This window comes from Streptomyces sp. NPDC053427 (assembly GCF_044544985.1).
Taxonomy (GTDB): domain Bacteria; phylum Actinomycetota; class Actinomycetes; order Streptomycetales; family Streptomycetaceae; genus Streptomyces.
Genome location: NZ_JBITYA010000001.1, coordinates 516,928 through 542,041, shown reverse-complemented (window position 1 = coordinate 542,041; position 25,114 = coordinate 516,928). Strand labels below are relative to the sequence as shown.

General features: G+C 71.6%; 25 protein-coding genes. 14 read left to right on the top strand and 11 right to left on the bottom strand.

The window, feature by feature from the left end:
* The first annotated feature begins 26 nt into the window (after positions 1-26).
* Together ACIGWZ_RS01955 and ACIGWZ_RS01950 are read left to right on the top strand one after the other, a co-directional pair.
* Positions 27-1,160, top strand: coding sequence for a Ku protein (locus ACIGWZ_RS01955; protein WP_400059778.1), 1,134 nt, complete (start codon positions 27-29; stop codon positions 1,158-1,160).
* Between the two features lie 39 nt (positions 1,161-1,199).
* Complete coding sequence (locus tag ACIGWZ_RS01950; RefSeq protein WP_400059775.1) at positions 1,200-1,583, top strand: RNA-binding S4 domain-containing protein; 384 nt, start codon at positions 1,200-1,202, stop codon at positions 1,581-1,583.
* 77 nt (positions 1,584-1,660) lie between these two features.
* Here the strand turns inward: ACIGWZ_RS01950 and ACIGWZ_RS01945 are convergent, their stop codons facing one another.
* A complete protein-coding gene (locus tag ACIGWZ_RS01945) occupies positions 1,661-2,083 on the bottom strand; it encodes a YchJ family protein (protein WP_400059773.1) in 423 nt (140 codons plus the stop codon).
* Between the two features lie 213 nt (positions 2,084-2,296).
* On the opposite strand from ACIGWZ_RS01945, the gene ACIGWZ_RS01940 reads away from it, so the two are divergent.
* The gene (locus ACIGWZ_RS01940; RefSeq protein ID WP_400059771.1) at positions 2,297-2,491 is read left to right on the top strand and encodes a hypothetical protein; all 195 of its coding nucleotides are present in this window, start codon (positions 2,297-2,299) and stop codon (positions 2,489-2,491) included.
* 73 nt (positions 2,492-2,564) lie between these two features.
* Positions 2,565-4,214 (top strand): hypothetical protein, encoded by a 1,650-nt coding sequence (locus ACIGWZ_RS01935; RefSeq protein ID WP_400059769.1) that lies wholly within the window; start codon positions 2,565-2,567, stop codon positions 4,212-4,214.
* A 23-nt stretch (positions 4,215-4,237) separates the two neighbouring features.
* Here the strand turns inward: ACIGWZ_RS01935 and ACIGWZ_RS01930 are convergent, their stop codons facing one another.
* Positions 4,238-5,743: a PLP-dependent aminotransferase family protein gene (locus ACIGWZ_RS01930; RefSeq protein ID WP_400059767.1), complete on the bottom strand. Its 1,506-nt coding sequence runs from the start codon at positions 5,741-5,743 to the stop codon at positions 4,238-4,240.
* A gap of 185 nt (positions 5,744-5,928) precedes the next feature.
* Between ACIGWZ_RS01930 and ACIGWZ_RS01925 the strand changes: the two genes are divergently transcribed.
* The 4 genes from ACIGWZ_RS01925 (at position 5,929) to ACIGWZ_RS01910 (ending at position 9,436) form a co-directional block, all read left to right on the top strand.
* Entirely contained in the window at positions 5,929-6,588 is a 660-nt protein-coding gene (locus ACIGWZ_RS01925; RefSeq protein ID WP_400060772.1) for a YitT family protein, read from the top strand.
* The gene (locus ACIGWZ_RS01920; protein ID WP_400059765.1) at positions 6,585-7,385 is read left to right on the top strand and encodes a glycerophosphodiester phosphodiesterase family protein; all 801 of its coding nucleotides are present in this window, start codon (positions 6,585-6,587) and stop codon (positions 7,383-7,385) included. The genes ACIGWZ_RS01925 and ACIGWZ_RS01920 overlap by 4 nt, the downstream gene beginning before the upstream one ends.
* A gap of 55 nt (positions 7,386-7,440) precedes the next feature.
* The gene (locus ACIGWZ_RS01915; RefSeq protein ID WP_400059763.1) at positions 7,441-8,808 is read left to right on the top strand and encodes an MFS transporter; all 1,368 of its coding nucleotides are present in this window, start codon (positions 7,441-7,443) and stop codon (positions 8,806-8,808) included.
* A 250-nt stretch (positions 8,809-9,058) separates the two neighbouring features.
* Positions 9,059-9,436, top strand: coding sequence for an RNA polymerase-binding protein RbpA (locus ACIGWZ_RS01910; RefSeq protein WP_026170122.1), 378 nt, complete (start codon positions 9,059-9,061; stop codon positions 9,434-9,436).
* Positions 9,437-9,574: 138 nt separating this feature from the next.
* On the opposite strand, the gene fxsA is transcribed toward ACIGWZ_RS01910, so the two are convergent.
* The 5 genes from fxsA to ACIGWZ_RS01885 all read right to left on the bottom strand — a co-directional run bounded on the left by fxsA (position 9,575) and on the right by ACIGWZ_RS01885 (position 15,447).
* The gene (gene fxsA / locus ACIGWZ_RS01905; RefSeq protein ID WP_400059760.1) at positions 9,575-10,159 is read right to left on the bottom strand and encodes an FxsA family membrane protein; all 585 of its coding nucleotides are present in this window, start codon (positions 10,157-10,159) and stop codon (positions 9,575-9,577) included.
* Positions 10,160-10,263: 104 nt separating this feature from the next.
* Positions 10,264-11,022: a polyprenol monophosphomannose synthase gene (locus tag ACIGWZ_RS01900; RefSeq protein ID WP_400059758.1), complete on the bottom strand. Its 759-nt coding sequence runs from the start codon at positions 11,020-11,022 to the stop codon at positions 10,264-10,266.
* Positions 11,019-12,692 carry an apolipoprotein N-acyltransferase gene (gene lnt / locus ACIGWZ_RS01895; RefSeq protein ID WP_400059756.1) on the bottom strand — a complete coding sequence of 558 codons (1,674 nt, stop codon included), beginning with the start codon at positions 12,690-12,692 and terminating at the stop codon, positions 11,019-11,021. Before lnt ends, ACIGWZ_RS01900 begins: the two co-directional genes overlap by 4 nt.
* A 613-nt stretch (positions 12,693-13,305) precedes the next feature.
* On the bottom strand, positions 13,306-14,946 hold the full coding sequence (locus ACIGWZ_RS01890) for an amidohydrolase (RefSeq protein WP_400059754.1): 1,641 nt from the start codon (positions 14,944-14,946) through the stop codon (positions 13,306-13,308).
* Positions 14,947-15,006: 60 nt separating this feature from the next.
* Positions 15,007-15,447 carry an Lrp/AsnC family transcriptional regulator gene (locus ACIGWZ_RS01885; protein ID WP_026248099.1) on the bottom strand — a complete coding sequence of 147 codons (441 nt, stop codon included), beginning with the start codon at positions 15,445-15,447 and terminating at the stop codon, positions 15,007-15,009.
* A 211-nt stretch (positions 15,448-15,658) separates the two neighbouring features.
* Here ACIGWZ_RS01885 and ACIGWZ_RS01880 point away from each other — a divergent pair, with 211 nt between their 5' ends.
* Positions 15,659-16,084, top strand: coding sequence for a hypothetical protein (locus ACIGWZ_RS01880; protein ID WP_400059752.1), 426 nt, complete (start codon positions 15,659-15,661; stop codon positions 16,082-16,084).
* 19 nt (positions 16,085-16,103) lie between these two features.
* Here ACIGWZ_RS01880 and ACIGWZ_RS01875 read toward each other — a convergent pair whose 3' ends face one another.
* Positions 16,104-17,213: a phosphotransferase family protein gene (locus ACIGWZ_RS01875; protein ID WP_400059750.1), complete on the bottom strand. Its 1,110-nt coding sequence runs from the start codon at positions 17,211-17,213 to the stop codon at positions 16,104-16,106.
* Positions 17,210-18,343 (bottom strand): hypothetical protein, encoded by a 1,134-nt coding sequence (locus tag ACIGWZ_RS01870; protein ID WP_400059748.1) that lies wholly within the window; start codon positions 18,341-18,343, stop codon positions 17,210-17,212. Before ACIGWZ_RS01870 ends, ACIGWZ_RS01875 begins: the two co-directional genes overlap by 4 nt.
* 120 nt (positions 18,344-18,463) lie before the next feature.
* Here ACIGWZ_RS01870 and ACIGWZ_RS01865 point away from each other — a divergent pair, with 120 nt between their 5' ends.
* Positions 18,464-19,459 (top strand): leucine-rich repeat domain-containing protein, encoded by a 996-nt coding sequence (locus tag ACIGWZ_RS01865; RefSeq protein ID WP_400059746.1) that lies wholly within the window; start codon positions 18,464-18,466, stop codon positions 19,457-19,459.
* Positions 19,459-19,686 (top strand): hypothetical protein, encoded by a 228-nt coding sequence (locus tag ACIGWZ_RS01860; RefSeq protein WP_400059744.1) that lies wholly within the window; start codon positions 19,459-19,461, stop codon positions 19,684-19,686. The genes ACIGWZ_RS01865 and ACIGWZ_RS01860 overlap by 1 nt, the downstream gene beginning before the upstream one ends.
* A gap of 30 nt (positions 19,687-19,716) precedes the next feature.
* Here the strand turns inward: ACIGWZ_RS01860 and ACIGWZ_RS01855 are convergent, their stop codons facing one another.
* Entirely contained in the window at positions 19,717-20,892 is a 1,176-nt protein-coding gene (locus tag ACIGWZ_RS01855) for an acyl-CoA dehydrogenase family protein (RefSeq protein WP_400059743.1), read from the bottom strand.
* A gap of 387 nt (positions 20,893-21,279) precedes the next feature.
* Here ACIGWZ_RS01855 and ACIGWZ_RS01850 point away from each other — a divergent pair, with 387 nt between their 5' ends.
* The gene (locus ACIGWZ_RS01850; RefSeq protein ID WP_400059741.1) at positions 21,280-22,545 is read left to right on the top strand and encodes a glycoside hydrolase family 18 protein; all 1,266 of its coding nucleotides are present in this window, start codon (positions 21,280-21,282) and stop codon (positions 22,543-22,545) included.
* Between the two features lie 76 nt (positions 22,546-22,621).
* On the opposite strand, the gene ACIGWZ_RS01845 is transcribed toward ACIGWZ_RS01850, so the two are convergent.
* Entirely contained in the window at positions 22,622-23,278 is a 657-nt protein-coding gene (locus ACIGWZ_RS01845) for a TetR/AcrR family transcriptional regulator (protein ID WP_400059739.1), read from the bottom strand.
* Between the two features lie 267 nt (positions 23,279-23,545).
* On the opposite strand from ACIGWZ_RS01845, the gene ACIGWZ_RS01840 reads away from it, so the two are divergent.
* The gene (locus tag ACIGWZ_RS01840; RefSeq protein WP_400060770.1) at positions 23,546-24,055 is read left to right on the top strand and encodes a DUF6230 family protein; all 510 of its coding nucleotides are present in this window, start codon (positions 23,546-23,548) and stop codon (positions 24,053-24,055) included.
* Positions 24,046-25,113, top strand: coding sequence for a DUF6114 domain-containing protein (locus ACIGWZ_RS01835; RefSeq protein ID WP_400059737.1), 1,068 nt, complete (start codon positions 24,046-24,048; stop codon positions 25,111-25,113). Before ACIGWZ_RS01840 ends, ACIGWZ_RS01835 begins: the two co-directional genes overlap by 10 nt.
* Position 25,114: the final 1 nt, after the last annotated feature.

Here is a 25,114-nt window from a genome sequence, read left to right as displayed (position 1 = left end):
ATAAATCCCGACTAAAGGGATGAACCATGCGCTCCATCTGGAATGGGTCCATTGCCTTCGGCCTGGTCACCATCCCCGTGAAGACGTACAGCGCGACCGACCGCACCTCGTCGGTCTCATTCGCCCGCATTCACACCGAGGACGGGGCGCAGATCCGGTACCGCAAGATCTGTGAGCTGGACGGGGAAGAAGTGCCGAACGAAGAGGTCGGCAAGGGGTACCAGGCGCCGGACGGCGAGGCGATCGTGCAGATCACCGACGAGGATCTGGCCCGGCTTCCGATGCCGACCGCCAAGACGCTGGCGATCCTGGCCTTCGTCGACGCCGACGAGATCGACCCCCTCCAGCTGGACAAGGCCTACTACCTGGGGCCGAACGGGTCCTCCGCCACCAAGCCGTACGCGGTGCTGCGGGAGGCGCTGGAGCACCAGCGGAAGGTCGCGATCGGCAAGGTGGCGATCCGCGGGCGGGAGTCGCTGGCGATGCTGCGGGCGCACGACGGGGCCCTGGTGATGCATTCGCTGCTGTGGCCCGACCAGGTCCGGCCAGCGGCCGGGCTGGGGCCCGGCGCCGACGTCAAGATCCGCGAGAACGAGCTCACACTCGCCGAGACGCTGATGGATTCCCTGGGCGAGCTGGACCCCGACGAACTCCACGACGACTACCGCGAGGCCGTCGAGCAGCTGGCCGCCCAGAAGCTGGCGGGCGGAGCGCCGGTCGCCCCCGACACGTCGGGCGCCGGAGGCCAGGTCATCGATCTGATGGCCGCGCTGGAGAAGAGCGTCGCGGCGGCCCGGGGAGGCGGGGCCGAGTCCGGGCAGCCGGCGTCGGTCACCTCGCTTCGGGGGCGGAAGGCGGCACGGAAGACGGGCTCGGCGCCGGCGGAGAAGACCGGCGGCGCGACGAAGGCCCCGGCGAAGAAGACGGCCACCCAGCGGACGGCCGGCAAGAAGGCGGCACCGAAGAAGGCCCCCGCCAAGAAGTCGGTGACGGCCAGGAAATCGGCGACGGCCAAGAAGACGGCGACGACCAAGAGGAGCACCGCCAAGGCCACCGCAAGCTCCTCCACGAGCACCGCCAAGGCCACCACCGGGTCCACCGCGAAGTCCGCCGCCAAGAAGGCCCCGGCGAAGCGGGCGGGCAAGAAGGCGTCCGCTTAATTCCCGCACGCCCGCCCCCACTCGGCCTAGAGTCGTGTCATGGCTTCAGACGAGGGGACCTCCACCCGCATCGACAGCTGGATCTGGTCGGTACGGCTCATCAAGACGCGTTCGCAGGCCACCGCGGCCTGCCGGGCGGGGCACGTACGCGTCAACGGCGACCGGGTGAAGCCTGCGCACGCCGTGCACAGCGGCGACGAGGTGCGGCTGCGGTACGCCGGCCGGGAGCGGATCGTGGTCGTCTCGAAGCTGGTACGCAAGCGGGTCGGCCCGCCGGTCGCCGCGGAGTGCTTCATCGACAACAGCCCGCCGCCCCCGCCGCGCGAGGAGGCCCCTGTCGCCCCCGTCCGTGACCGCGGCGCGGGACGTCCCACCAAGCGGGACCGCCGCGAGATCGAGCAGCTGATGTTGCGCGGGCGGTAGGTCCGGGTCGGCGGCCGACGGGCAACGGGGCGGCGGGGAACGGGCAACGGGGCGGCGGGGAACGGGCCGCGCCCGGGTCAGGCGGCCGGGAGGGCGTCCACGTAGACCCACCGGCCGTCCTCGCGCACGAAGCGGCTGTTCTCGTACTGACTCTCGGCGTGCCCCTGGAGCGTGTAGTGCGCGCGGAACTCCACCGTGCCCTCGGAGTGGAAGGCGCTGCCGCCGGTGGTTCCGAGGATCTCCAGGCCGGTCCACCGCTGCCCCGAGACGAATTCCAGACCGGCGGGCCGGGTCGTCGGGTGCCAGGTGCGCAGCAGATATCCGGCGTCGCCGACGACGAAGGCGCTGTAGCGCGAGCGCATCAGCCGCTCCGCGGTGGGGGCGGCGGCGCGTCCTTGATGGCAGGCGCCGCAGCAGTCACGGTAGGTCGCCTCGCGTCCGCAGGGGCAGGGCGAGGTGGGGGTCACGGCGGCCGGGCGGCGCGGCTTCTTCTTCGACACCCCCCGATTGTGCCGGAGGCCGCGGGGACGCCGGATGGCGGGATCGGGGCGCGACACGCGAAGCACAGTTCCAGGCGACGCGCCCTACAGAACGGGCCCGTCTGGGGGGTTTCAACGATAAATCACCCATTTGAAGCTTTTGATGGCTTGATACTTGCTGTGAGGTTGGAAGAACTCTTGGTGATCGTCCCCACCACCCAGGAGAGAACCCCCATGATTCTGTCCATTTCAGGCGTCATCCTGCTCGGCGTCATCGTCTTCCTCTTCTTCCGCAAAGACGGCCTCAAGTTGTCCCACGCCCTGGTCTGCGCGCTCTTCGGGTTCTACCTCGCGGGCTCCGCCATCGCGCCCAGCATCAAGGCCGGCGGTGCCAGCCTCGCGAGCCTCCTGGGAGGGCTGAAGATTTAGCCCGCCTCACCGCCCCGGCTCGACGCCCCACGTCGAGCCGCCACGACCACCGCACGAACAACAGGAGACAGATGTGGCCCGGCGCCCCCTGCCCCGCATCCTGACCGACAGCGCCTCCCTTGCGCGCAGCCGAGATTTCGCGCGCACCGCCGCCGACAGCGCCTCCGATGTGTTCCATCCGCTGATCACGATCAGCCGTGGACTGCGTCGGCTGGCCGCCACCGGCAGAGAGCGCTGGGATGCGACACCCAAGGATCGCCGGGGTCCACTGTTCTTCTCCGTTGCCGCGTGTGTGCTGGCCGTGGCGCTGGTGCCGTACGGGCCGCTGCTCGCAGCCATCTCGGTGATGGGAGCGGCGGCCTGGGCGGGGCGGGACCGTACGGCCGCGGCCACCGGCCCCAGCGAGGCCGAGGCGGAGCGGCTGCAAGCGCTGTACGAGGCGCTGGTGCCGTATTTTTCCGCCGACGGTGACCCCAGCCCCCTCTACGCCCACGGCGGCGACTGGGACCAGGCCTTCACCGAGTTCAGCTTCGACGACAGCGGGCGGCTGGAGCACCTGCAGCTGAAGTACCCGGCGTATTTCACCGACGGTGAGGACCTGTCCCGGGCCCGTATCGAGCAGGTGCTGCACGCCAAGTCCGGTCGCGGCCGGGAGTATCACTTCGCCTGGGACGAGGCGGCCAATCAGCTGGTACTGACCGTTCTCGACGCGCTGCCCACGGACATCTCGGCGCAGCGCTTCGTCACCTCGCCGGGCGAGACCGTCCTCGGGTTCACCGACCCGGACGCCGTCCACCGGACGCTGCCGGTCGTCCAGGGCGGCGAGACGGAGGATGCGCCGCCGGTGCTGTGGCGTACCGGTCAGCGGTCCACCGAGCCGCATCTGCTGGTGCTGGGGCAGCCGGGGACGGGCGGCACGACGCTGTTGCGGTCGATCGCGCTGCAGGCGCTGGTCGACGGCGATGTGCTGGTCATCGACGGCACCGGCACCGGGGAGTTCGCGTGCCTGTCCGGGCGCCGCGGTGTGCTGGGGGTGGAGAGCGGGCTCGCGGGAGCGCTGGCGACGCTGGAGTGGGCCGCGCACGAGACCGAGCGGCGGCTGATCTCGGCGAACCGCGCCCGGCAGGCGGGTCATTCCGCTCCGGAGGACACCCGTCGGCCGCTGTGGGTCATCGCGGACCGTCCGACGACGCTGGGCCATCTCGCCGCCGCCGAAGGCCGGGACGATCCGCAGCGGCTGCTCCAGGTGCCGCTGCGGCACGGCGGGGCGGCCAATGTCACCGTCGTCGTGGCCGAGACGTTCGAGAGCGCCGAGCTGCTGGGCGATGCCGTACGGGCCTACACCAGGGCTCGGGTCGTCCTCGGTCCGGCGACGGCGGAGGGGGTGCGGTCGGTGCTCGGGGCGCCGCCGCACACCACGCCGACCGCCCATGTGCCGCCCGGCCGCGGCTATGCCCGGCTCGGCGGCGGGCCGGTGCTGCGGCTCCAGGTGCCGGCCACGCCCGACCCGTTCGACGAGGCGACCAGCGAGACGGACCGGCTGGCGGTCATGGCGCTGCTGCCCGAGCGGACCGTGCCGATGGCCGCGTCGACGTCGTTCGCCAAGCCCGCGCCGTCCGTGACCGAGACCGGCCCGCTGGGTGCGGGCCCCCGGGTGACGGCCGTCAACGGCGGTGGATCCATCGCGGTCAACGGGTCGGAGGCCGCGCACCTGGACGGCTGAGGCCCCGCCGCCCTGCCGGCCCGTCAGGCGACGAACGCGTGGCGCGCCTCGGACTCGATGGGGGCGCCGGTGGCCACCAGCCGCGCGGCGCCCGCCAGCCGTACGGCGGCCTCCTCGGCCACCGCGCCACTGACCGTGAACGGCAGCCGTACGAAGCCCTCGAAGGCGCCGTCGACCCCGAACCGCGGGCCGGAGGGGACGCGGACCCCCAGCCGCTCCCCCGCCTCGGCGATACGGGAACCGGACAGGCCGCCCGTACGGGCCCAGAGGGTGAGGCCGCCGCGCGGGACGGTGAAGTCCCAGTCGGGGAGGTGCCGGCGCACCGCGTCGACGATCGCGTCGCGGTTCTCGCGGGCCTGCTGCCGACGGATCTCGACGGCGGCCTCCCAGCCGCCGCTCTCCAGGAGCGAGGCGATGGCGAGCTGTTCGAGGACGGGTGAGCCGAGGTCGGAGTAGGCGCGGGCGGCGACCAGGCTGCGGATGATGTCGGGCGCGGCGCGCACCCAGCCGATCCGCATGCCGGCCCAGAACGCCTTGCTGGCCGAGCCCACGGTGATCACGGCGCTGCCCGCGGGGTCGAAGGCGCAGACCGGGCGGGGCGGGTCGGGGTCCGCGTCCAGCTGGAGTTCCGCCATGGTCTCGTCGACGACGAGGAGCGTGCCGGCCGAGCGCGCGGCGTCGACGAGGCGGCGGCGCTGGTCATCGGTGGCGAGGGTGCCGGTGGGGTTGTGGAAGTCGGCGACGACATACGCCATCCGGGGGGCCGCATCCCGCATGACCTGCCGCCAGGTGGGGATGTCCCAGCCGGCCAGCCGCTCCGCCAGGGCGACGGGGACGAGCCGGGCGCCGGCGTCCCGCATCAGCTGGAGGATGTTGGCGTACGAGGGAGAGTCGACGGCCACCCGCTCGCCGGGGCTCGTACACAGGCGGCAGATCGCGGCGACGGCGCCCATCGCGCCGGTGGTCACCATGATCTGCTCGGGCATCGTGGGGATGCCGCGGGCGGTGTAGCGGTCGGCGAGGGCCTGGCGCAGGACGGGCAGGCCGGCCGGGTAGTCGCCGTGGGTGTGGGCGTAGAGCGGGAGGTCGGCCATGGCGCCCTGGACGCCGCGGGTCAGCCAGGGCTCGGGCGCCGGGAGGGCGGCGCAGCCGAGGTCGATCATGGAGCCGGCGGCCTCCGGCGGCAGGGGTTCCAGGCCGCGGGTGGGCAGCGGGTTGCCGGCCGGGACGGCGGTCCAACTGCCCGAGCCGCGACGGGACTCCAGGAAGCCTTCGGCGCGCAGCGCCTCATAGGCTGCGGCGACGGTGGTGCGGCTGACCCCGAACGCGGCGGCCAGTTCCCGCTCGGCGGGGAGCCGGGCGGCGACCGGTACCCGCCCCTCCAGGACGAGCAGGCGCACGCCGTCGGCGAGGGTGCGGTAGGCGGGCAACCTGCGGCCCGCGGCGGTGAGTTCGGCGTCGCGCGGATCCTGCGACCGGAGCAGCCGGGCGAGTTGGGGTGCCCCCACCGCCGAAGTCCACTGAGCCATGGAAATCAGTCCACCTTCGCCGAATTGGCTCTACTTCACGAGTTCCTACCTGCCACATCGTGTCATGCGTCAGTCCAATTCTGCCAGGAGGGGGAAGCGTCATGTCCATCACCGGGGATTCCGGCACAAAGGATCCCGAAACCACGGAATCCGGCACCGGGGAGTCCGGCACCAAGGGCTCCGGCATGCCGAGGGCGCTGCTGCCGCGCCGGCTGGTCCAGCTCTACGGGGGGCTGGTGCTGTACGGCGTGAGCATGGGGCTGATGCTGCGCGCCGAGCTCGGCCTGGAGCCATGGAGCGTGCTGAACCAGGGGATTTCCCGCCATACGGGACTGACGATCGGCACCGTCACCATCGTCTCCGGAGCGCTGATCCTGTTGCTGTGGATTCCGCTGCGCCAGCGTCCGGGCCTGGGGACGGTGTCGAACGTGGTGATCCTCGGGGTGGTGATGGACGCGACGCTGGCACTGGTCCCCGAGCTTCACTCGCTCGGCGCCCGCATTCCGCTGCTGGCCTTCGCCGTCGTCCTCAACGGCGCCGCGACCGGCCTGTACATCTCCGCCCGCTTCGGCCCCGGCCCCCGCGACGGCCTGATGACCGGGCTGCACCGGCGGACCGGCCGCCCGGTGCGGCTGGTGCGGACCTGCCTCGAGGTGGCCGTCGTGGCGGCGGGCTTCGCCCTCGGCGGCTCCATCGGGGCCGGCACCGTGGTCTACGCCCTGGCCATCGGCCCGCTGGCGCAGTTCTTCCTCCGGCGCTTCGCGATCAAGGGACTCCCGGAGCAGCCGTCTCCGGTGGTGGCCCGCGGAAAGGCGTCACCGAAGCGAGCAATACTGCAGAAGTGACCTCAGCGATACGCATCCGCCACGCCTATCTCGACCACCCCGCCCCGCTCGCCTTCGCCCACCGGGGCGGGGCGGCGGACGGCCTGGAGAACACCGCCGCCGCGTTCCGTCATGCGGTGGACCTCGGCTACCGCTACCTGGAGACCGACGTCCACGCCACCTCGGACGGAGCGCTCGTCGCCTTCCACGACGCGACCCTCGACCGCGTCACCGACACCCGCGGGACGATCGAGCGGCTCCCCTGGCGGGCGGTCCGCCGCGCCAGGGTCGGTGGCCGGGAGCCGCTGCCGCTGTTCGAAGAACTGCTGGAGGAGTTCCCCGGGGCCCGCTGGAACGTCGACCTCAAGGCGGAGGCCGCCCTCGCGCCCCTGCTGGACCTGCTGCGCCGCACCGACTCCTGGGACCGGGTGTGCGTGGGGTCGTTCTCCGAGGCCCGGGTCGCGCGGGCGCAGCGGCTGGCGGGCCCGCGGCTGGCGACCTCGCTGGGCACCCGCGGCGTGGCCGGGCTGCGGATGCGCTCGTACGGGAGGGGGGCGCTGCCGCTGGACCGGCTGCTGGGGATGGCGGTGCGGCGCGACGCCGTGTGCGTCCAGGTGCCCGAGCGGCAGTCCGGCATCCCCGTCGTCGATCCGCTGTTCCTGCGCGCCGCGCATGCGCTCGGGATGCAGGTCCATGTCTGGACGATCAATGACGCGAATCGGATGACCGCACTGTTGGATCTTGGAGTGGATGGCATCATGACCGATCACACCGACACATTGCGCAGGGTGCTGACCGAGCGGGGCTCCTGGGTCTGACGGCCCGACGCCGGTACGCCGCGGCGACGGGGACACGAAGACGGGGGTGGGCGCGGTGAGCACACAGACCGCGATCGCGAGCACGGACGAGGCGGCGGCCAGACAGCGGGAGCAACGCGGCTGGTACTGGTACGACTGGGCGAACAGCGTCTACTCGACGAGCGTCCTGACGGTGTTCCTCGGGCCGTATCTGACGTCGGTGGCCAGGGCCGCGGCGGACCCGGACGGCTTCGTCCACCCCCTGGGCATTCCGGTGCGCGCGGGGTCCTTCTTCGCCTACTCGGTGTCCGCGTCCCTGCTGTTGTCGCTGCTGGCGATGCCGGTCGCCGGAGCGCTGGTCGACCGGACCGGCCGCAAGAAGCCGCTGCTGGGCGGCTGCGCATATACGGGCGCGGCCGCCACGGCCGGGATGTTCTTCCTGGCCGGCGACCGCTATCTGCTCGGCGGGGCGCTGCTGATCATCGCGAACGTCTGCTTCGTCGTGTCGATGATGCTCTACAACTCCTTCCTGCCGCAGATAGCCGAGCCCGACGAACGGGACGCCGTGTCCTCCCGGGGCTGGGCGTTCGGTTACGCCGCCGGAGCCCTGGTCCTGGTGGCCGACCTGGCGCTCTACGCCGCGCACGACTCCTTCGGCGTCTCCGAGGGCACCGCCGTACGGATCTGTCTGGCCTCGGCCGGACTGTGGTGGGGCGCGTTCTCCCTGATACCGCTGCGCCGGCTGCGCGACCGGCGGACCGCGCGGAGTGCCGTTCCGGCGGGGCCGGGCGGCGCGGCGCTGGGCCAGGGCTGGCGACAGCTGCGGGGGACGCTGCGCGAAATGCGCCGCCATCCCCTCACGCTGGCCTTTCTTCTGGCGTACCTCATCTACAACGACGGGGTGCAGACGGTGATCAGCCAAGCGTCCGTCTACGGATCCGAGGAGCTGGGGCTGGACCAGACGACGCTGATCATCGCGGTGCTGCTGGTGCAGATCCTGGCCGCGGCGGGCGCGATGCTCATGGGGCGGATGGCGCGGCGGTACGGCGCCCAGCGCACGATCCTGGGCTCTCTGGCGGCCTGGGCCCTGACGCTGGCGGCGGGATTCTTTCTGCCGGCGAAGGCTCCCGTCTGGTTCTTCGCGCTGGCGGCGGCGATCGGCCTGGTCCTGGGCGGCAGCCAGGCGCTCTCCCGGTCGCTGTTCTCGCATCTGATTCCGCGCGGCAAGGAAGCGGAGTACTTCTCCGCGTACGAGATGAGCGACCGGGGCGTGAGCTGGCTGGGGCCACTGGTGTTCGGGGTGACCTATCAGCTGACCGGGAGCTACCGGGATGCGATCGTGTCCCTGGTGGCGTTCTTCGTGGTCGGATTTGTGCTGCTGGCGCGGGTGCCGGTGCGCCGGGCGATCGCGGCGGCGGGTAACCCTGTCCCGGACCGGATTTAGGTTCGGGGGGCGCGGGCCGGTAGTGTACGCCTTTGGCTCACCAGGCGGACCGTTACTGCGCGCTCAAATCGGGAAAGCGTTGGGTGACATCTGCTGCCAGATGTGACAAACCGGGCGCTGGTGGGTACAACAAGGGGCGGCACGACGGGCGACGCAGATTACGGGAATCTTCACCGCCGACCGGACGTTGACCGGATGACGACGACAGCGACACCTGTCCTGTGGGCGACAAGCCCGGGAGGCACGATTCATGAGTGAGCGAGCTCTCCGCGGCACGCGACTCGTGGTGACCAGCTACGAGACCGACCGCGGCATCGACCTGGCCCCGCGCCAGGCGGTGGAGTACGCATGCCAGAACGGCCATCGATTTGAGATGCCGTTCTCGGTTGAGGCCGAAATTCCGCCGGAGTGGGAGTGCAAGGTATGCGGTGCACCCTCTCTTCTGGTGGACGGCGATGGCCCCGAGGAAAAGAAGGGTAAGCCCGCGCGTACGCATTGGGACATGCTCATGGAGCGGCGCACCCGCGAGGAGCTGGAGGAGGTGCTGGCCGAGCGGCTGGCCGTCCTGCGCTCCGGAACCATGAACATTGCCGTGCATCCGCGCGACAGCAACCGCAAGTCCGCCTGACAACCGGACTGCGCCAGAGAAAAACGCAGCACAAGGGCCGGGGCCACTGCCTTACGCAGTGGCCCCGGCCCTTGTGCTGTCTCCGGCTCTCTCGTCTACGGCTCTCGCCTCTCCGGCGCTCTCGCCCGGATCCGGCCCTCAACCGGTCAGCGGCGGGTCCTGCCGGGGCGGTGCGGGCGGACCGTCGTCATGGATGACCTCACCCTGGACGACCTTGCCGTCCGGCCGGTGCATGCGGGCCTGCTGGAACGCCTCACCGAACGACCCCGGGGCGTGGGCCGTCCGCCGGGACAGCAGCTTCTCCGCGCGCCGCGCGATCAGCTTGCCGGTCGGCGGGAAGAGGCAGAGCAGCCCCACCGCATCCGACACCAGCCCCGGCACCATCAGCAGCAGCCCGCCGAGCATCGGCAGCGTATTGCCGTTGCCCGCTGCCCCGCTGCCCGAGGACGCCGGCTTCTTGACCGCCGAGGGATCGGCGGCCTGCAGGGACTCGGTGAGATTGCGCCAGGCCCGGCGGCCCGCCCGCTTGATCACCAGCGAGCCGGCCAGGATGCCCGCGAGCAGCAGCAGGAAGACCGTCAGCCCGCTCGTGGCATCCGCGACGACGATCAGCAGCCAGACCTCCAGCACCACCCAGGCGGCGATGCCCAGCGGGAGGAACCGGCGGGCGCGGGAGCGCCGGGGCGGGCGGGGACTGGGCGGTGGCATGGCTCCGAACGTCATGCCTCAAGTGTGCCCGCCGACGGTCCGTGTCGGTGCCGAGGGGGCGCACCGGGCCGCGGCCCGGACCTGCGGCGGGTCGGCGACGGCCGGTCGGCGTCGCCGGCTCAGCGTCGGCGGAACCTGCTCACCTTGGTATCGACGCCCCAGGCGGTGATCCGCCAGAGCGCCTCGACCATGATGTCGCGGCTCATCTTGCTGTCCCCGTGCTCCCGGTCGACAAAGGTGATCGGGACCTCGACGACATGGAACCCGGCCCGCACCGCGCGGCGGGCGAGGTCGACCTGGAAGCAATAGCCCGCCGAGGCCACCTCCTCCAACCCGAGTCCCTTGAGCGTCTCCACCCGGAAGGCGCGGAAGCCGCCGGTCACATCGCGGATCGGGACGTCCAGGAGGGCGCGGGAGTAGGCGCTGGCGCCGCGGGAGAGGAATTCGCGGCTCTTGGGCCAGTTCACCACGCGTCCGCCGGGCACCCAGCGCGAGCCGAGTACGAGGTCGGCGCCCTTGAGGGCGGTCAGCAGCCGCGGCAGCTCCTCGGGCCGGTGGGAGCCGTCGGCGTCCATCTCGACCAATACGCCGTAGCCGTTGTCCGTGCCCCACTGGAAGCCCGCGAGGTAGGCGGCGCCGAGGCCTTCCTTTCCCTTGCGGTGCAGGACATGCACCTGCTCGTCCTCGGCGGCGAGTTCATCGGCGAGCTTGCCGGTGCCATCGGGAGAGTTGTCGTCCGCGATGAGGACGTGCGCCTCGGGGACGGCGGACCGCACCCGCGAGACGATCGGCTTGATGTTCTCCGCCTCGTTGTACGTCGGAATGATCACCAACGTGGTGCCGAGCGGACCGTACTGCCGCTGACCGCCGTCTGTCACTGCTGCCCCTTCTCGGTCTTCGAACGCCCGCGCCGGCCGATGACAACCGCAGCGGCGCAGGACAGAAGACCCACGATAGCGAGCGCCCACTCGGGTGCCGCACCGACGCGGTCGGCGAGCGTCGTTTCGTCGCGCAGCGGGATCCGCGCCGAGACCACGCCCTGCGTGAACTCGGGGATCTGGTGGGTGACCGTGCCGTCCGGGGCGACGACCGCGCTGATGCCGCTGGTGGCGGCGGTGACGATGGCCCGGCCGTGCTCGACCGCGCGCAGCTTGGACATGGCCAGCTGCTGCTCGGGCTGTCCGGTGCGGCCGTAGGTGGCGTTGTTGGTCTGGATGACCAGGGCCCGGGCGCCGGCGTCGACGGTGTCGTGCACGATCTCGTCGTAGGCGACCTCGAAGCAGATGACGTCGCCGAGCTTGGCGGGGCCGACCTTGAGGACGCCGGTGTGGTCGCCGGGGTAGAAGTTGCGGGGCACCCGCTTGAAGCGCGTAATGATCTTGCTGAGCTGCTCCCGGAACGGGACGTACTCGCCGAACGGCACCGGGTGCTGCTTGGTGTACGAGGCGCCCGGCCCCTTCTTCGGGTCCCAGACGATGCCCTCGTTGAAGACATAGCCCTTCTTGGTGGGGTGGTCGACGAGGGCGCCGACGAGCACGGGCACACCGATCGCCTTCACGGCCTCGTCGATCCGGTCGTAGGCCTGCGGGTACTGGAAGGGGTCGAGGTCGGAGGAGTTCTCCGGCCAGATGACCAGATCCGGCTTCTTGGCCTTGCCGGCCTCGATGTCGGCGGCGAGCTTCTCGGTGGCCGTGGCGTGGTTGTCGAGGATCTTCATGGGGCGGCCCAGGAAGTCCATGCCGGGCTGCTGGACGTTGCCCTGGACGACGGCGATGTCGACGGTGTCGGCGGCCTTCGTCGGGACGGGGACGACCGCGCCCGCCACGGTGACGGCGGCGGCGAGCCCGAAGGCCTCGAGCGCGGGGACCGCCTTGCGCAGCGTGCCGGCGGCGCGCAGGCCCCACAGGGTGGCGGCGCAGGCGGCCAGCAGCGCGCCGGTCAGGGCGACGGCGAAGGTCACCAGCGGGGCGCCGCCGAGCGCGGCGAGCGGGGTGAACGGCGAGCCGGTGTTGGCGAACGCCAGCCGCCCCCACGGAAAGCCGCCGAACGGCAGGCGGTCGCGGGCCCATTCCTCGGCGACCCACAGGCAGGCGGCCCACAGCGGCCAGCCCGGCAGCCGGGACGTGCCGGCCAGCGCCGCGCCCAGCACCATCAGGAACAGCGCCTCGGCGACGGACAGCCCGATCACCGCGTCCCAGCCGACCACATGCAGCCACTTGAGCAGGATCACGAAGAACGGCAGCCCGAAGACGAAGCCCGTCCAGGCCCCCTGCCGTACGGTCCGGCCGCGGGTCATCAACGAGAACGCGGCCACGCCCACCAGGGACAGCGGCCACAGGTCGTACGGCGGGAAGGCGAGGCCGAGCAGGATGCCGGAGACGACCGCGAGGACGGTGCGCAGCGCTTCGCGACGGGCCAGCGCGGCGAGCCGGCGGGCCCGGCCGGGGCGGCGTGGCGCGTCGGTCACACCCGACTCGGCGGGCGACACCTCGCCGTCGGGCGAGGCGCCGCGCACGGCTTTTTCGGGGGTCTCGGGGACCGATGACACGGTCGCGGCCTTCCTGCAGGTCGGGTGGGAGCCCACCCTGCTCCTGGAGCGCGGGTGGGGGGCTGCCCTCCCTGCTCCGTAAGAGCTTGGGGGAGAGTGAGCTGACCGTACCTCGGGTGGGCGCCGCCGCGGGTGCCAGGTGCGCAAGATGACATGGGCGCACGGGACGCGGAAGGGTGCGGATAGGGGCCCGGTGCCCTTCGGGCCGACCTGGGACCCGCTGGCTGCGGGTCGACCGAAAGCCGTTGTCTACTGAGCGTCCGGGCCCCACCCGGGTCGCACCTTCCCCCAAGCTCTTGACGAGCAGGGAGGGACCCCCATCCAGCTGAGACTTTCCGTTGCGCCGTGCCGCGGACGCTGGACCTGGCTCCCAGTGGCGGTACGCCGGTGTGGCGCCCCGTCCCATGGCCCAGCTGCGTTCGACGACTGCGCGGAGGTCTCCCGTTCGGACGTCCTGTGGTGGACTCGGCCGAACCTACCGGCCGTCGACCGCCTGCTGTCAACAGGTCCGCCGCCTGCGTCGTTTTCGCGTCGTCCCAGGTCACCGCCGAGCCTGCCCAGGTGGGACAAGCGGCTGCAAGCGCGCCCTCCGGCGACACCTGCCCGCCCGATGTCACTCGATCGGCCGCCCGAAGACGGTACGGCCGCCGACGACCGTGGTCAGGCACACCGGCAGGTCGCCGCCGGGGGTCAGATCGGGCAGACCGGGGGTGCCGGAGCGGGGGTCGGTGGACCAGCGCTCCACCCGCTCGTCGGGGGCCTGGACGAGCAGCTCGCCAGTGCGCCAGATCGCGTAGTCGGCGGGCGCACCGGGCACCAGGACGCCCGCGTCGTCCCGCCCGATGGCGCGCCAGCCGCCGCGGGTGTGGGCGGTGAACGCGGCGCGGGCGGAGATGCCGTGGGCGCGGGTGCGGTGGAAGACGGCGGCGCGCAGGGTGCCCCAGGGATCGAGCGGGGTGACCGGGCTGTCCGAGCCGAGGGCCAGCGGGACACCGGCCCTGAGCAGGTCGGCGTACGGGTTGAGGGTGCGGGCGCGGTCGACGCCGAGGCGGGCGGCGTACATGCCGTGCTCGCCGCCCCAGGCCGCGTCGAAGGCGGGCTGGACGGAGGCGGTGAGCGCGAGGTCGGCGAAGCCGGCGACGGTGCGGTCGGTGAGCATTTCGGCGTGCTCGACGCGGTGCCGGGCGGCGCGGATCCGGTCCAGGCCGACGCGGTCGGCGGCGGCCCGTACGCCGTCGACGACGGTGGTCAGCGCCGCGTCACCGATGGCGTGGAAACCGGCCTGGAGCCCGGCTTCGGTGCAGGTGGCGACGTGGGCGGCGACGGCTCCGGCGTCGAGGCGCGCGGCGCCGGAGTGCTCGGCGTCCGCGTACGGGGCGTGCAGATGGGCGGTGTGCGATCCGAGCGAGCCGTCCACGAAGAGGTCCCCGGCCGCGCCGATGGCTCCCAGCTCACGGATCCGCTGCGCGTCCTTTGCGGATGCGATCAGCTCGGCCCAGTAGCCGACCACCCGGGGGCCGTTGCCCGCCGCCGCCAGGGCGAGCAGCGCGGTGAAGTCGTCCTCGCCGGAGATGTCCGGTCCCGCGCACTCGTGGACGCTGCCGATGCCGAGGGAGGCCGCGCGGGCGAGCGCCGCCGCCTGGGCGTCGGCGCGCTGGGCGGGCGTGACGGAGGCGTACGCGGCCCGCCGTGCGGCGTGGTGGGCGTCGTCGGTGAGCGGGCCGTCGGCGCGGAAGCCGGCCCGCTCGCGGATCCCGGGGACCAGGTCCAGCAGCGCCGTCGTGACGACCGCGGAGTGCACGTCGACACGGGTGAGATAGAGGGGACGGCCGCCGGTCGCCGCATCCAGTTCCGTGCGGGACGGCGGGCGCCCCTCGGGCCAGGCGCTGGCGTCCCAGCCGTGGCCGAGGAGGATCTTGTCCGTCGGGCGCGCGGCCGCGTGGTCGCGGATCCGGGTCAGCGCGTCGGGGAGCGTGGCCGCGCCGGACAGGTCCAGGCCGGTGAGCGCGAGACCGGTCGCCGTGGTGTGCACATGTGCGTCCGTAAAGGCCGGGGTGACCAACGCGCCGTCGAGCCGTACGACCTCGTCGACGCCATCGGCGAACGAATCGGCCGCGCCCTCCTCCCCCACCCAGGCGATGCGGTCGCCCTCCACCACCATGGCGGTGGCGAAGGGGTCCGCGGGACTGTGCACCTCACCGCCGCGCAGAAGGACGGTACGGGTTCGGGCCGGATCGGGGGTGCGCTCGCTCATACCGGACAGTTTGGCCCCTTCGCGCGGGTGCGCCGCGCGCGGGGGTGGGATATCGCCAGGTCAGATGCGCGGCGGCCGGGCCTCGTACGGGGTGGAGAGCACCACCGTCGTACGGGTGGAGACCCCCGCCAGGCTGCGGATGCGGGTGAGCAGATGCTCCAGCTCCAGCGGGGTGGCGACCCGGACCTTGAGGATGTAGTTCTCGTCGCCCGCGACGCTGTGACAGGCCTCCAGCTCGGGGACCTCCGCGAGCCGGTCGGCGATGTCGTCCGGCGCGCTGGGGTCGAAGGGTTTGACCGAGATGAAGGCGGTGAGCGGCAGGCCCACGGCTTCGGGGTCCACGATGGCGGCATAGCCCCGGATGACACCGCGCTGCTCGAGACGGCGCACGCGCTGGTGCACCGCCGAGGTGGACAGGCCGGTGGCCTTGCCCAGGTCGGTGTAGCTCATCCGCCCGTCCTTGACGAGCAGATCCACGATTTGTCGGTCCAACTCCTCCACCCGCTCAACCTACTGTGCCCGACCGCGGATGCGCAGCGCGCGCCGGATCGTGGACACCCCCACGCCGGTCCATGTGAGGAATGCCACACCCGTGATCCCGTGTATGTCGGGCGGCGGTGATTATGCGCGCGGCATGAAGGGAATTGCTGGTGGTGGCCGGGACCGCCCGTTACAGAGAAGTCAGCGGTCCGAGTGGGCCCACCCGAGGGGGATGGACATCATGCGACGCCTCAAGCAGGAATCCGCTGCGCCGAACGTCGGCGCTCAGGAGGGCGACAGTCTCGGTTTCTCCGGCGACGACGGTGCGTACGAAGCTTTCGAGACCTTCGACATCTACCGCGTGACCTGCCCGGACTGCGGGCAGCCGATCGCGCTGCTGGCGGACGAGGACACACTGCCGGAGCACGCGCTGTGCCCCTCGCCGTGGAACCCGTTCGGCCTGACGGTGTGCCAGGGTTCCGGCCGGCCGGTGGCCGAGGCGCCGGAGACCGACGACACGAGGGACGCTCAGGAGCGAGACGCGGCCGTGCTCCTGACGCTCCCGGAGAGCCTGGACTGGCGCCGCCAGCCGTTCTCGCACGTCGTCGGACAGGGCACGTGGCCGGCCCGGGTGCCGCAGATGCGCCACGGCGCCTGAGCCGGCTCACGGCGGCCGATCACCAATAGCGACCGGCGAGCATCGCTTCCAGGGTGTCCCGGTGCAGGATCAGCGCATCGGCGTCGTCCGGCACCGGCACCTCACCGAAATACACCTGGCGATATGCCACCCGTAGCATCACAATGGCCTGCCGCAGCGCGGCATAAAGGGTGTGGAATTCCATGGCGCGGGGCGTGTGCCCGGTAAGCCGGGAATAGCGTTCCTCGATACGGTCGCGGCGCAGGAAATCGGGCAGTCCCGGCTGCCCACTACTCTCCGTCAAGTCCTGGAAGAAGCGGTGGAGATACACCATCCAGCCCAGGTCGAGTTCACGCGGCCCGAGGGCGGCCATTTCCCAGTCCAGCACGGCGGCCGGCGCAAAGGCATCGTCGTAGACGATATTGCCGATCCGGGCATCACCCCAGGTCATCACCGTCTCGCCGGGGTCCGAGGGCCAGTGTTCGGCGAGCCAGGCGAAGCCGCGCTCGATCACCGGGGAATGCGGGCGCCCGTCCACCACCCATGCGTAATAGGCGCGTTGGGCCTCGACATGGCGGTGCAATGCCGACCCCTTTCCCGGTGTGGACAAGAATTCCGCCTCCGGCAAAGGGACTTGGTCGTGCAGGCGGGCGAGGACCGAAACGCTGGCGGCTTCCAGGTGTTCCCGTTCGCGATCGGTGGCGTCGTACAGCCAATTCCCCTCGTACGTATAGGGCATGACGTCGGGTGGGACGCGGCCCGCGGCGCGCTCCATGACGAAGAAGGGCGCGCCGAGATGCGCCGGGTCCTCTTCGAGCCAGAAAGCGCGGGGCACGGGGAGGTCGGTGCGGTCGGCGACCAGCCGCATGGTGCGGTACTGCCGGGCCATGTCGTAGCGCGGGAAGATCGTGTACGCGGCGGGGTCACCGGCGAGGCGCAGCGCGCACGAGGAAGCCGAGAGCTCGGGGGACGGTGCGCCGGGGTGGTCGATGTCGAACAGCAGGGTCTCGCTGGACATGCCGTTGGAGTCGGGGACGGTGGCTCCGGTGACCCGGGCGCCGGGGAGCCGGGTGCCGAGCCAGGCGGTGAGGTGCCGGGTGAGGGTTTCGGGGTCGCGGGTGGTGGTGCGGGGACGCGGGGCGGTGGTCACTGTCCGGGCTCCTTCGCTACGGAGTCGTAGCCGGTGAAGCCGCTCGGGTCGTGGCGGCCGAAGCTGCCGTGCTCGAAGATGCCGTAGCCGGTCCGTCCGTCGAGGGTGAAGCGGGCGGCGTGGTCGGTGACGCCGTACGCGGCGAGGGGGTGCGCGGCGGGGTCGGAGAGGTCGTAGCTGCGGCGGTCGGTCCAGCCGCGGCCGCGCCAGGTGCCGTGCTGCCAGTCGTCGGCGGGCGGGTAGCCGGCGCCGACGGCCAGGGGGGAGGAGGTGAGGATCTCCGCGGTGAGTTCGAGGGGTTTGCGGGCCGGGTCGGTGAGGTGGAGGACGGCGCGTTCGGGGTGGCGGGTGCCGGGGCGGTAGCGGATGTCGGTGGCCGGCCAGCCGAGTTGGACGTCCCGTGCGCCCTCGCGGACCAGCAGGGCCTCGTTCAGGGTGCGATGGCCGTCGGCGTCCTCCTGGACGATGACCATGACGAAGCGGTCGTCGAAGCGGACCGGGCACCACACCCAGTGGAAGCCCTCGGGCCGCATCTCCTCCCCGGCCCGCCCGGCGTCCTCACCGGGGATCGGGCGCACGCCCCAGCTGCGGTCGCGGGTGCCGGTCCACTCCCCCGCGGTGACCGCGAGCTCCTCCCCGGCGACGCGGATGGTGCCGGTGCAGGTCCCCGCCTGGACGAACCGGCGCCCCTCCAGCGTCAGCCGGCCGCCGCGGTACTGGGTGTGGTGCGGCTCCCAGGTGGCGGGGAAGGCCGCGGACCAGGTGAGGTCGTAGGAGAGCCCGTCGGGGTCGCCGGGGGCGGCGTCACAGGTCAGCCGGAGGCGGGAGAGGGGCTCTTCGACGGTGATGGTGAGCGGTCCGACGCTGAGCGCGAGCCGGTCGTCGGTGAGCGCGTCGGAGGCCCGTACGGCGTGCAGCCGGTCGCCGAGGCGGAGCGTGGCGTAGGCGTCGATGACCCCGGTGTTGGGGTAGACGCCGAGGCCGGCGATGAGCAGGGCGCGGCCGGAGTGGTCCATGACGTGGAAGATGCACCGGTCGTAGGCGTTGCGGTCGCCGGTGGCGACATGCCGCATGGACAGCGGGGCCTGGTGGATCGGGTATTCGTCGAGCGCGATCGGGCGGTCGGGCACGGTCTCCTCCTGGGGCACGGCCGAACGGCGGGAGTTGACGGTACGTCAGGTAATGAGCGGCGGCCAGACCCACGGACCCTTCGGTTGGGCCGCCGGGGCGGCGCCGATAGCTTGACGGTCATGGAATGGTCCGGCTGGAATCACAGCGAATTCGACAAGGTGGCGCGGCAGCTCTCCCGTACCGATCCCGATGCGGAGGAGATCTGCATCCACGCGGAGGGCCTGCGCGCACTCCCCGACGAGCTGTGGGAGTTCGAGCGGCTGCGCAAGTTGGACATCCACTCCGACTGCCTGGAGGAGATTCCGGCGGGCATCGGACGGCTCACGCACCTTCGGTCCCTGGAGTTGACCTGCGCGCCGATCGCCACCCTGCCACCGGAGATCGGTCCGCTGGCCGACCTTCGTGAACTGGTCGTCAGCAATGGCACATTGACTCATCTGCCGCCGGAGATCGGCGAGCTGAGCCGACTGCGGAAGATGTCCTTCTGCAGCAGCCCCCTGAAGGAACTTCCGTCCGAAATCGGCGGGTTGAGCGACTTGGAGGTGCTGGACGCACCGGCGGCGAGACTCACGGCGATCCCGCCGGAGGTCGGCCGACTGCGCGCGCTGGTCGAGCTGCGCCTGAGCTCCGACGACGTGGGTGACGAGGGCGGCGAGGGCGTCACCCTCCCGAACGAGTTGTGGGAGCTGAGCCGCCTGGAGAAGCTGGAGCTGACCGATTTCTGGGCCGAGGAACTCCCCCGGGGCATCGGCAGCCTCCGTTCGTTGCGGAGGCTCGATCTGTCGAGCCTGTACCTCAGCGCGCACGACTGGCGGGCAGAACTCCCCGCCGATCTGTGGGATCTCACCGGCCTCGAAGTGCTGCGGCTGCCGGGGAGCGGCCTGTCCGCACTCCCTCCTGCCATCGGACGGATGAGGCGACTGCGGCATCTTGAGCTGAACGGCTGCGACGTGCGCGAGCTCCCACCCGAGATGGCCCGGCTCACCCTTCTGGAAACCCTCGATCTGAGCGGGTCCCGCGTGGAGACGGTCGGCGAGGAGATCCGCAGCCTCCCGCGCCTGCGCAGCCTCACGACGAGTCGCCGACGCGCGTCCCGTCCCCGGCAGGACTGCTGATGGCCCGTGCCACCCGCCGCTCCCGCCTCCTCGCCGTGGTCGTCGGCCGGGCGGACGGCGACGGTGACGGCGCACGCATGGTGACCCGGCCCGACCACGGCACGATGATCGCGCCGGGCAAGGTGGCCCGCATGATCCGTACGGCACTGTGGCACGGCCGGCGGCCGCAGCGACGCGGCCCGGAGCTCATTTCCCGTGACGACGAGGAGGGCGGCCGGGCCCTGTGACGCACCCGGCCACCCTCCCCTCCCCCGCCCTCAGCGCGTTTCCGGCCCCGCCAGATGCCGGGCGATGACCATCCGCTGGATCTGATTCGTGCCCTCGACGATCTGCAGCACCTTGGCCTCGCGCATATAGCGCTCGGCCGGGAAGTCGAGGGTGTAGCCGTAGCCGCCGAGGAGCTGGACGGCGTCCGTGGTCACCCGCATCGCGGTGTCCGTGCAGAAGAGCTTGGCCATCGCCGCTTCCTTGGAGAACGGCTGTCCGGCGTCGCGCAGCCGGGCGGCGGCCAGGTACAGCGCCCGCCCGGCCTCCACCTGGGTGGCCATGTCGGCCAGCATGAAGCGCAGGCCCTGGAAGTCGCCGATGGGGCGGCCGAACTGGCGGCGTTCGGCGACGTAGGCGAGCGCCTCGTCCAGCGCCGCCTGGGCGACGCCGATGGCGCAGGCCGCGATGCCGAGGCGGCCGGAGTCGAGGGCCGAGAGGGCGATCGCGAAGCCCTGACCCTCGTCGCCGAGGCGGCGGGAGTCGGGGACGCGGACGTTGTCGAAGTGCAGCTGGGCGGTCGGGGAGCCCTTCATGCCCATCTTGCGCTCGGGCGGCGCGGCACTGAGGCCCTCGGCGTCGCCGGGGACGAGGAAGGCGGTGATGCCGCGGGCGCCGCTGCCGCCCGTCCGGGCGAGGACGGTGTAGAAATCGGCCACCCCGCCGTGGGTGATCCAGGCCTTGGTGCCGTTGATGATCCATCCCCCACCGTCATTGCGGGTGGCGCGGGTGGTCAGCGAGGCGGCGTCGGAGCCGGAGGCGGGTTCGGAGAGGCAGTACGCGCCGAGCAGTCCGCCGCCGAGCATGGCCGGCAGATGTTCGGCGCGCTGTTCCTTCGTGCCGTATCCGGCGAGCGCATGGCAGGCGAGGGTGTGCACGCTGACGCCGAGGCCGACGGTGAGCCGGGCGGCCGCGAGCTCTTCGAGGACCTGGAGGTAGACCTCATAGGGCTGGTCGCCGCCGCCGAATTCCTCGGCGTACGGCAGCGACAGCAGTCCGGATGCGGAGAGCAGGGTGAACATCTCGCGCGGGAAATGGCCGGCGGCTTCCTCCTCGGCGGCGGTCGGCCTGATCTCGCGCTCGATGAGTTCGCGTACGAGCATCAGCAGGTCGTGTGCTTCTTCGGTGGGCAGCTTGCGGTCCACCGGCCGGGGGCCGTACTCGGTCATGGCGGCGCTCTCCTCCCTGTCGGGCGCAGCGGCGACGCACGCGCGGGGTGGCGGCGGCGTCGCCGGATTTCGTCATGCCCAGCCGATGATCGCCGTCCGGGTCTCGGAAGGCGATGACCTGCAGCTGTGGCGCTAGGAGTATGCCCGATCGGCGGCCTCACGTCACGGGTTGATCATCTCCGGATGCGGTCGGGCCGGCCGGGGTCCGTCGGTCGGCGCCCGCCGCTACGAAATTGGTCCGAACCATTGACCCCACTGGTCTAGTCCTTCTACCTTCTCCCCCAACGTTCCACGCGTTCACACCCATTGCAGGTTGTGCGTCCATGCGCGTTCATGCCCATCGGAACGCCGGTCAGGCTCCACCTCGCCCCCCTCCGAGGAGACGACATGCTCAGACCGCACCGGAAGCGATCGCCACGCAGGCTGATCGCCGCCGCCACCGCCCTGTGTACGGCGGCGCTGGCCGCCACACTGCTCGCGGGGTCGGCCGCGGCCGGCCAGACCACCGCCGCCGCCCCAGTGGCCCACGCGAAGCCCGCGGCCGCCGCGGGCAACAAGGTCGTCGGATACTTCACCAACTGGGGTGTCTACGACCGCAATTACCACGTCAAGAACATCGAGACGTCGGGCTCGGCGGCCAAGCTGACCCACATCAACTACGCCTTCGGCAACGTCCAGGGCGGCAAGTGCGCGATCGGCGACTCCTACGCCGACTACGACAAGGCCTACACCGCCGACCAGAGCGTGGACGGCAAGGCCGACACCTGGGACGACGGCGCCCTGCGCGGCAACTTCAATCAGCTGCGCAAGCTCAAGAAGCTGCACCCGGACCTCAAGGTGATCTGGTCGTTCGGCGGCTGGACCTGGTCGGGCGGCTTCGGCGAGGCCGCCAAGAACCCGGCCGCCTTCGCGCAGTCCTGCTACGACCTGGTCGAGGACAAGCGCTGGGCGGATGTCTTCGACGGGATCGACATCGACTGGGAGTACCCCAACGCCTGCGGTCTGACCTGCGACACCAGCGGCAAGGACGCCTTCACCAACGTCATGAAGGCGCTGCGGGAGAAGTTCGGGCAGAGCAATCTGGTGACGGCCGCGATCACGGCGGACGCCTCGGACGGCGGCAAGATGGACGCCGCCGACTATGCGGGCGCGGCCCAGTACGTCGACTGGTACAACCCGATGACGTACGACTACTTCGGCGCCTGGGACGCCAAGGGCCCGACGGCTCCGCACTCCCCGCTCGCGTCGTACGACGGCATTCCCAAGGCCGGGTTCAACACCACCGACACCACCAAGAAGCTCATCGGCCTCGGCGTCCCGGCGAGCAAGCTGCTGCTGGGCATCGGCTTCTACGGCCGCGGCTGGTCGGGGGTGACCCAGGACGCCCCGGGCGGTGCGGCAACCGGCGCCGCCCCGGGCAAGTACGAGGCGGGCATCGACGATTACAAGGTGCTCAAGGACCGCTGCCCGGCCACCGGCAAGGTGGGCGGCACCGCCTACGCCAAGTGCGGTGACCAGTGGTGGAGTTACGACACCCCGGAGACCATCGGCGCGAAGATGGCCTTCAAGGACGCGCAGGGCATGGGCGGCACGTTCTTCTGGGAGCTGAGCGGAGACACCGCCAATGGTGAGCTGATCAAGGCGATCAAGTAGCCGTAGCGGTTCGGGAGCGGGGCGGGAGGCCGTGGGGCCTCCCGCCCTTTGCCGTTGCCCCGTCCGCGGGGGCCGGTCAGGCGGGCGGCCGGGGCGGCGCCGGGCAGGCCGGCTCGTACTCCTCGATCAGCCGGAGGGTGTCGCCCAGGCTCCGCACCAGGAGGGCGGCCACCGTTTCGCGGGGCAGCTCCTGCGCCGCGATCCAGTCGAGCGTGACGCCCTCGACGCTGGAGAGCCAGCCGGTCAGGGCCGTACGGGCGAGCGGCGGGATGTCGTCCCGGCCCCAGGCGCCGCGGGCGATGGTGCCGAGCAGCCGGGCGCGTACGGTGTCGCGGATCGCCAGCACCTCGGCGTCGGACCCGACCCCGCCGGTGACGATGGCCCGATAGGCGGCCTGGTGGTGCTGTGCGTAGCGCAGATAGCCGTCGACCGTGCGCTGGACGCGTTCGACGGGCGGGAGGTCATGGGTGCTGCCCGCCCGCTCGACCAGCTGGGCCACCGCATCCTCGATGATCGCGAGGTAGTAGCCGCGTTTGTTGGTGAAGTAGTAGTAGATCAGGCCCTTGGCCACTCCGGCCTCGCGCGCGATGTCGTCCATGGACAGCGCGTCGTACGAGGTGTCGGCGAACAACTTGCGTCCGGTGGCTATGAGTTCGGCGCGACGTGTCCGGGAACGCACGGTGTCGCGGGCGCCCTGGGAACCGTCCTGTCCGCGCTGTTGACTATTATTCAAAATCGGCTCTAGTCTCCAACCGGGTCTCCAACTGCCAAAAGTTTTCGCAGTATGACAGAACGTCAGCTGCGATCAGGACGCTCTCCGTGATCTTCCGCCGTCCTTCGGCGGCGCATCGAGCACTTCCCTCGCGCAATCGACCACTGCCCCGGGGAGGACGCAGTGAGCTCTACGATCCGTACATCGCCCGAGGGGCGAACCTCCTGGAAGAAGACCGCCGTGGTGGCGCTGCCCGCCGTGCTCGCCGTGGGCGCGCTGGCGACGGTCATGGCCCAGGGCGCGCTGGCCGCGTCCTTCGCCGTATCGGGCACCAACTTCCAGGTGTCCTCGGGAAAGTTGACCAGCAGCGGCCTCTCCTCGTACGTGCACACCGACCGCGACGCCGACGACAGGGGGCATCCCGTCGCGCTGCTCGGCATCGGCAAGGCCACGCTCGCCGACATCTGCCAGTCGGCGCAGGTCAAGACGCCGGTCGGCACGGTGGTGTTCAAGCTGACGGCGGGCGGCAAGGCCGGCGTGGTGTCCGCCGACAGCCTGGTCATCGACGGCGAGGACCTGGTGGGCGACGCCCGCTTCGGTACGGCGCAGATCGGCCGCGACGCGGCCTCGCTCGACGCGGTACCGGGGGTCAAGGGCCCGAAGGGCAAGTTCGGACTCCAGGCCGGGGACATCGAGGTCGCCGGAGTCCGGTCGCACGCCTGGTCCGCCACCGGCGGCAATTTCCGCCTCAAGGGACTGCGGGTGAGCGTGAGCCTGGACGGCGAGAAGTGTTTCTGAGCGCGCGCCGCGCCCGCTGGGGCGCTCGGCTCGAGCGGATCCTGCCGTGGCCCGAGCGGCGGGCGGCGCTGCGGCACTGGCGGCGGACCCGGCCGTTCTGGGCCGGGCTGCTGCTGGTCCTCGGCGGGGCCGAACTGCTGCTGGTGCCGCTGTCGCCGCTGACCGTGCTGGTGAGCCTGGGGCTCGGCGGACTGGCCGCGCTCGGCATCGGGCTGGCGCTGATGGTGGCGGGGATCTTCCTGTGGTGCGCCCCGGCCGCACACCACTACGTGAGCATCAATGCGCTGATCCTCTCGGTCCTCTCCTTCGCCGCGACCAACCTCGGCGGGTTCCTGGTGGGCATGGGGCTGGGCATCGCGGGCAGCGCGATGGGGTTCGGGTGGACGCCGGTACGTACCCCGGTACGGGATGCGGCCGACGGCACCCGGCCCGCGGACCGCGCGACCCCCTCCCCCGCCCGCCGCGGCACCGGCAGCAAGGTCCTCGCCGTCGGCCTGCCCGCCGCGCTGCTGGCGGCCGTCGGAGGCCCGGCGCAGAAGGCCGACGCGACCGGGATCCCGGCGCCGTCCGTCCCGCCCACCGTGACGACGACGATGTTCGCGCCGCAGGGCTTCACGCTGGCCGGGGTCACCGAGGTCCCGACGCCCGGCGGGCCTCTGAAGGCGATGGTCCTGAAGATGAAGGCCGCCTCGCTCACCGACTACCACCTCACCACCCACGACACCCAAAAGCCTCAACTCACCCTGGACTCCGACTCGTTGAACCTCAGCGGCGAGGTGACCCTCTATCTCACCAAATTCAGCGGCTGCCTGGAGGGCGTGCTCTGCCTCACCTTCACCCCCGACACCCTGCCGGTTCCGCCGGTCGTGCCGCCCTTCGTCTTCATGACCGATGTGGAGGCCGAGCAGGCACTGGTCACCTCGGATCTGATCGTCGCGGACGGGCTGCGGCTGCGGGCCGGCAACCGGATCGGCACCGGTATCCGACGCGGGGTTTACGGCGCCGCCCCGTACGAGCACCATCGGCGTGCGGGGGTCGGATCCGTGACGAAGAGGTGAC

Excerpts from the sequence above, each read along its gene's own strand:
- ACIGWZ_RS01955 (WP_400059778.1), top strand. The coding sequence starts at position 27 with ATGCGCTCCATCTGGAATGGGTCCATTGCCTTCGGCCTGGTCACCATC.
- ACIGWZ_RS01950 (WP_400059775.1), top strand. The coding sequence starts at position 1,200 with ATGGCTTCAGACGAGGGGACCTCCACCCGCATCGACAGCTGGATCTGG.
- ACIGWZ_RS01940 (WP_400059771.1), top strand. The coding sequence starts at position 2,297 with ATGATTCTGTCCATTTCAGGCGTCATCCTGCTCGGCGTCATCGTCTTC.
- ACIGWZ_RS01930 (WP_400059767.1), bottom strand. The coding sequence starts at position 5,743 with ATGGCTCAGTGGACTTCGGCGGTGGGGGCACCCCAACTCGCCCGGCTG.
- ACIGWZ_RS01925 (WP_400060772.1), top strand. The coding sequence starts at position 5,929 with ATGCCGAGGGCGCTGCTGCCGCGCCGGCTGGTCCAGCTCTACGGGGGG.
- ACIGWZ_RS01910 (WP_026170122.1), top strand. The coding sequence starts at position 9,059 with ATGAGTGAGCGAGCTCTCCGCGGCACGCGACTCGTGGTGACCAGCTAC.
- fxsA (WP_400059760.1), bottom strand. The coding sequence starts at position 10,159 with ATGACGTTCGGAGCCATGCCACCGCCCAGTCCCCGCCCGCCCCGGCGC.
- ACIGWZ_RS01890 (WP_400059754.1), bottom strand. The coding sequence starts at position 14,946 with ATGAGCGAGCGCACCCCCGATCCGGCCCGAACCCGTACCGTCCTTCTG.
- ACIGWZ_RS01880 (WP_400059752.1), top strand. The coding sequence starts at position 15,659 with ATGGACATCATGCGACGCCTCAAGCAGGAATCCGCTGCGCCGAACGTC.
- ACIGWZ_RS01865 (WP_400059746.1), top strand. The coding sequence starts at position 18,464 with ATGGAATGGTCCGGCTGGAATCACAGCGAATTCGACAAGGTGGCGCGG.
- ACIGWZ_RS01860 (WP_400059744.1), top strand. The coding sequence starts at position 19,459 with ATGGCCCGTGCCACCCGCCGCTCCCGCCTCCTCGCCGTGGTCGTCGGC.
- ACIGWZ_RS01855 (WP_400059743.1), bottom strand. The coding sequence starts at position 20,892 with ATGACCGAGTACGGCCCCCGGCCGGTGGACCGCAAGCTGCCCACCGAA.
- ACIGWZ_RS01850 (WP_400059741.1), top strand. The coding sequence starts at position 21,280 with ATGCTCAGACCGCACCGGAAGCGATCGCCACGCAGGCTGATCGCCGCC.
- ACIGWZ_RS01840 (WP_400060770.1), top strand. The coding sequence starts at position 23,546 with ATGGCCCAGGGCGCGCTGGCCGCGTCCTTCGCCGTATCGGGCACCAAC.